This is a genomic window from Sutterella parvirubra YIT 11816 (assembly GCF_000250875.1).
Classification (GTDB): domain Bacteria; phylum Pseudomonadota; class Gammaproteobacteria; order Burkholderiales; family Burkholderiaceae_F; genus Sutterella; species Sutterella parvirubra.
This window is the reverse complement of sequence record NZ_JH605012.1, coordinates 1-4,270: the sequence shown is the minus strand read 5'-3', so window position 1 is coordinate 4,270 and position 4,270 is coordinate 1. Positions and strand designations below refer to the sequence as shown.

At 63.5% G+C, this 4,270-nt stretch carries 2 protein-coding genes; both read right to left on the bottom strand.

Annotation, left to right across the window (positions count from 1 at the left end; genetic code table 11):
- Nucleotides 1-42: 42 nt before the first annotated feature.
- Nucleotides 43-1,368 carry a putrescine-ornithine antiporter gene (gene potE / locus HMPREF9440_RS09140; RefSeq protein ID WP_008543550.1) on the bottom strand — a complete coding sequence of 442 codons (1,326 nt, stop codon included), beginning with the start codon at nt 1,366-1,368 and terminating at the stop codon, nt 43-45.
- Between the two features lie 90 nt (nt 1,369-1,458).
- Nucleotides 1,459-3,642 (bottom strand): ornithine decarboxylase SpeF, encoded by a 2,184-nt coding sequence (gene speF, locus HMPREF9440_RS09135; RefSeq protein WP_008543548.1) that lies wholly within the window; start codon nt 3,640-3,642, stop codon nt 1,459-1,461.
- Nucleotides 3,643-4,270: the final 628 nt, after the last annotated feature.

Below are 4,270 nucleotides of genomic sequence, written 5' to 3'. Positions count from 1 at the left end.
AGCCCTTGGGGCTCCCGCCGCCGGAAGGTTCAGAGGTGAAGTTTAAGCCGCAGCGGCCGCTTCCTTGTCGTGGAGCCGTTCGGCGGCGACGCCGAAGAAGGCCCAGCCGGCGAAGGTCGCGAGCGACCCGTACATCATCGCTTCAAAGCCCGCGGCGTAGAGCGCGTAGAGGCTGTAGACCGTGCCGATGAAGGCGCAGAACTTCACGATCGTGGCCATGCCGCCGCCGACCTTTTCCGAGCGCAGCAGCACCGGAACGGCCGCCATCGAGAGGAGGTAGGGCATCACGTTCGTGACGACGGCGAGGTCGACCAGGACGTTGAACTGCTTGTAGAGCGACGGGCTGATCGTGAGGAACGAGAGGGCGCTCTGCGTGAGCGTGATGAGCGTCATGCCGACCACCGGGGCGTCGTCCTTCGTGAGCTTCGAGAAGGCGCTCGGGAAGAACTTCGCGTCGGAGAGGCTCTTGAAGACCTGGGCGATCGTGAACTGCCAGGAGAGGAGCGAACCCGCGCAGGAGACCACCATCATGCCGATCACGACCTTGCCGACCGTGCCGTTGAACATCGTCGCGAAGACGAGCCCGAAGGGGGCGGTCGACTGGACGAGTTCCGCGTTGCCGACGATGCCCGCGGCGATGTTGGTCGAGAGGATGTAGATGGTCGCGACGCCGAGCGTGGCGCCCAGAACGGCCTTCGGCACGTTCTTTTCGGGGTTGTCGACGGCTTCGGAGTTGGCGCAGGCGGATTCAAGGCCGAGGAACGCCCAGAGCGTCATCGAGATCGAGGCGGAGACCGCGTCGAAGAACGGGATGTTGTTGGGGTTCCAGCTCGCGACGTACATGTCGGGGCTGAACCAGAACCAGCCGAAGACGGAAAGCGCCGTCACCGGGAGAATCGCACCCCAAGCCGAGAAGTTCGAGATGTAGCCGGTGATCTTCGGGCCCTTGAAGTTGAGCACCGTGCAGATCCAGAGCGTGGCGATCGTCGCCAGGCAGGTCATGACGGGCGAGAGCGAAATCTCGAAGAAGGCGGAGAGGTAGCCCACGACGGTGATCGCGATCGCGACGTTCGCGATGACGAGCGAGACCGCATAGGTGTAGTTCGCGAGGAAGGCGCCGGACTTGCCGAACGTGTACTCGGCGTAGCCGCCCATGCCGCCCGCCTTGCGCGAGAGCATGCCGCACTTCGCGAAGGCGTAGGCGAGCGCCGTGGAGCCCGTCGCGGTGACGAGCCAGGAGAGGATCGAGAGCGTGCCCACTTCGGCAAGCTTCGTCGGGAGCATGATGATGCCCGAGCCCATCATGTTGAGGGCGGTCAGGAGCGTGAGCTGCGTGACCGACATCTTGTTCGATTTGGTCGAAGACATGGTGTTGTCTCCTTGAAAGAGGGTGAGTTCCGTCCGCCCGGAGGGCTTTCGACCCTCCGGGCTGCGTTCGTCGTTAGTCGTTCACGAAGCTCAGCCGAGCATTTCGCGGGCTTTTTCTTCGGTCAGCACGTATCCGTAAGCGCGCTTGCGGCCGTCGGGGTCCTGCTGGATGTAGACGCCCTGAAGTTCGGGGGAGAAGCCCGGGAAGCGGTTGATGCCTTCTTCGAGCGCGAGGAAGTACTGCTGGACGGCACCGCCCCAGACTTCGCCCGGGACGACGCAGAGCACGCCCGGCGGGTAGGGAAGCGCGCCTTCGACCGCGATGCGGCCTTCGGCCTTTTCGAGCGCGACGAGCTCGGCGTTCCCGCGGATGAACTCGTAGTGCGCGGCCTGCGGTTGGAGCGGACGCTTCGGGAGGAATTCCGCACGGAACATCTTCTTCTGGAGGGTCTTCACGTCGCCCGCCTTGTAGAAGTCGTGCATTTCCTGGCAGAGGCGGCGGATCGTGTAGCCCGCGTAGCGCGCTTCGTTCGCCTTGTAGATCGAGGGGAGGACTTCGGCGAGCGGGGCGTCCGCGTCGAGGAAGCGCTCAAAGCGCGCGATCTGCGTGACGAGGTGCTCCATCTTGGCGCGGTCTTCGGCCGGCGTCATGAGGAAGAGGATGGAGTTCAGGTCGCACTTTTCGGGCACGATGCCGTTTTCGCGGAGGAAGTTCGCGAGAATCGTGGCGGGGACGCCGAAGTCGGCGTATTCGCCCGTCTCGGGGTGGATCCCCGGCGTCGTGAGCAGGAACTTGCACGGGTCGACGAAGTACTGGGACTTGCCGTAGCCCTCGAAGTTGTGCCACTTGGCGCCCGGCTCGAACGCGAAGAAGCGGAGGTCGTTCGCGATCATGTCGGTCGGGTGGTCCTGCCAGGGCTTGCCGTCGATTTCGGTCGGGATGAAGGGACGGATGTACTTGCAGGTGCGGGCGAGCTGCTTGCGGGCTTCGATGCCGACGCGCACGCAGTCGTCCCAGAGGCGGCGGCCCGATTCGCCTTCGTGCATCTTCGCGTTGATGTCGAGCGCGGCGAAGAGCGGATAGAAGGGCGAGGTCGACGCGTGCATCATGAAGGCGTTGTTGAAGCGCTTGTGCGGGCAGTAGCGCGGCTGACCCTTGATGTGCGAGTCCTTCTTGTGGATCTGCGAGGTCTGGGAGAACCCGGCCTGCTGCTTGTGCACGGACTGCGTGACGAGGATGCCCGGGTCTTCGGGACCGAGGTCGAGGAGCAGCGGCGAGCAGTCCTTCATCATCGGGATGAACTGTTCGTACCCGACCCACGCGGAGTCGAAGAGGATGTAGTCGCAGAGGTGACCGATGCGGTCGACGACCTGGCGGGCGTTGTAGATCGTGCCGTCGTAGGTGCCGAGCTGGATGACGGCGAGGCGGAACGGACGCTTCGCGTCGGCGCGCTTCGGGTCGACCTCGCGGATGAGGCCGCGCAGGTAGTCTTCTTCGAAGCAGTGGTCGTCGATCCCGCCGATGAAGCCGTACGGGTTGCGCGCGGTTTCAAGGTAGACCGGGGTCGCGCCCGCCATGATGAGGGCGCCGTGGTGGTTCGACTTGTGGTTGTTGCGGTCGAAGAGGACGAGGTCGCCCGGGGCGAGGAGGGCGTTCAGCACGACCTTGTTCGAGGAGCTCGTGCCGTTCAAAACAAAGTACGTCTTGTCGGCGTTGTAGATCTTGGCGGCCGCCTGCTGCGCGGCGCAGGGGGCGCCTTCGTGAATGAGGAGGTCGCCCATCGAGACGTCGGCGTTGCAGAGGTCGGCGCGGAAAACGTTTTCACCGAAGAATTCGGCGAATTCGCGGCCGGCCGGGTGACGGCGGAAGAAGGCGCCGCCCTGGTGGCCCGGGCAGTCGAACTGCGTGTAGCCCTGCGCGACGTAGTCCTGGAGCGACCCGAAGAAGGGCGGCAGGATGTCGTCTTCGTACTTCTGGGCGAGCGTGTCGATCTTGCGGCCGAAGAGTTCGGCGTCGCAGACGTTGCGGTTGATGACGCTCGCCACCTTGCCGACCAGCGTGTCGGGAAGCGCATCAATGTCCGTCATCACGACGACGGGGATGCCGAAGCCGGTGTCTTCGATGCGGGCGATCGCAAAGCCTTCGGCTTCGACGGGCGTGACGACCACGACGGAGACTTCCGCCAGGTCGCACTTTTCGAAGTCGACGACTTCACGGCGGCAGCGGAAGGCGCTGATCGTGTCGGGCGTGGCTGCAACTTTGAGTTGACGCATGTTTCTTACCTCTTTGGAGTTTTTTCAGCGTCGCCCGTCTTTGAGGTAAAATTCGCAGCTGGCACTGCAAATCCGTCCTTTCGACGGGCCGGTGGTGCCGCAAGTCGACTCGCTCTGGAGGCAAACCGTAGCGCAGGCGACATTTTGGACGGCGGTCTTGATGCGCTCTATGCGCAAAAAGGCTGCCGTTTTTTTCTGTCTGGTCGAACTTGGGGCGTTGGGTGTTTCGGCAGGTTCCTCGATCCCGTGCGTGTGGCGCAGCGGGGGTTGTGCGGTAGGTTGTCGCCGGGGAACGAGCGAAAGGGATGCGGACGGACAGGTCAAGGGCGACCCGTGCGTCGGCGGGGGACGGACTCTTAGAGTCGATTGGAGATGAAGCGGTGGAAGTCGAAGCAGGAACGCGTCGCAAAGCACATCAGGTGCTTGGGACGGCGAAGTCCGACGTTGTGAATTCTCATGACGTACCTCCTCGGCACTCATCGTGAAACCGCTTCGGAAGCCCGGCGGGACCGTTCCCGTTCGGGACTTCCTTTCAGACGGGAATTTCGGGCCGCGGAGGCCTTCGGTTCCTTCGTCATGCGCCAATCATAACCGCAACACCCACTGCTGTCCAAATTGAAATGTGCTG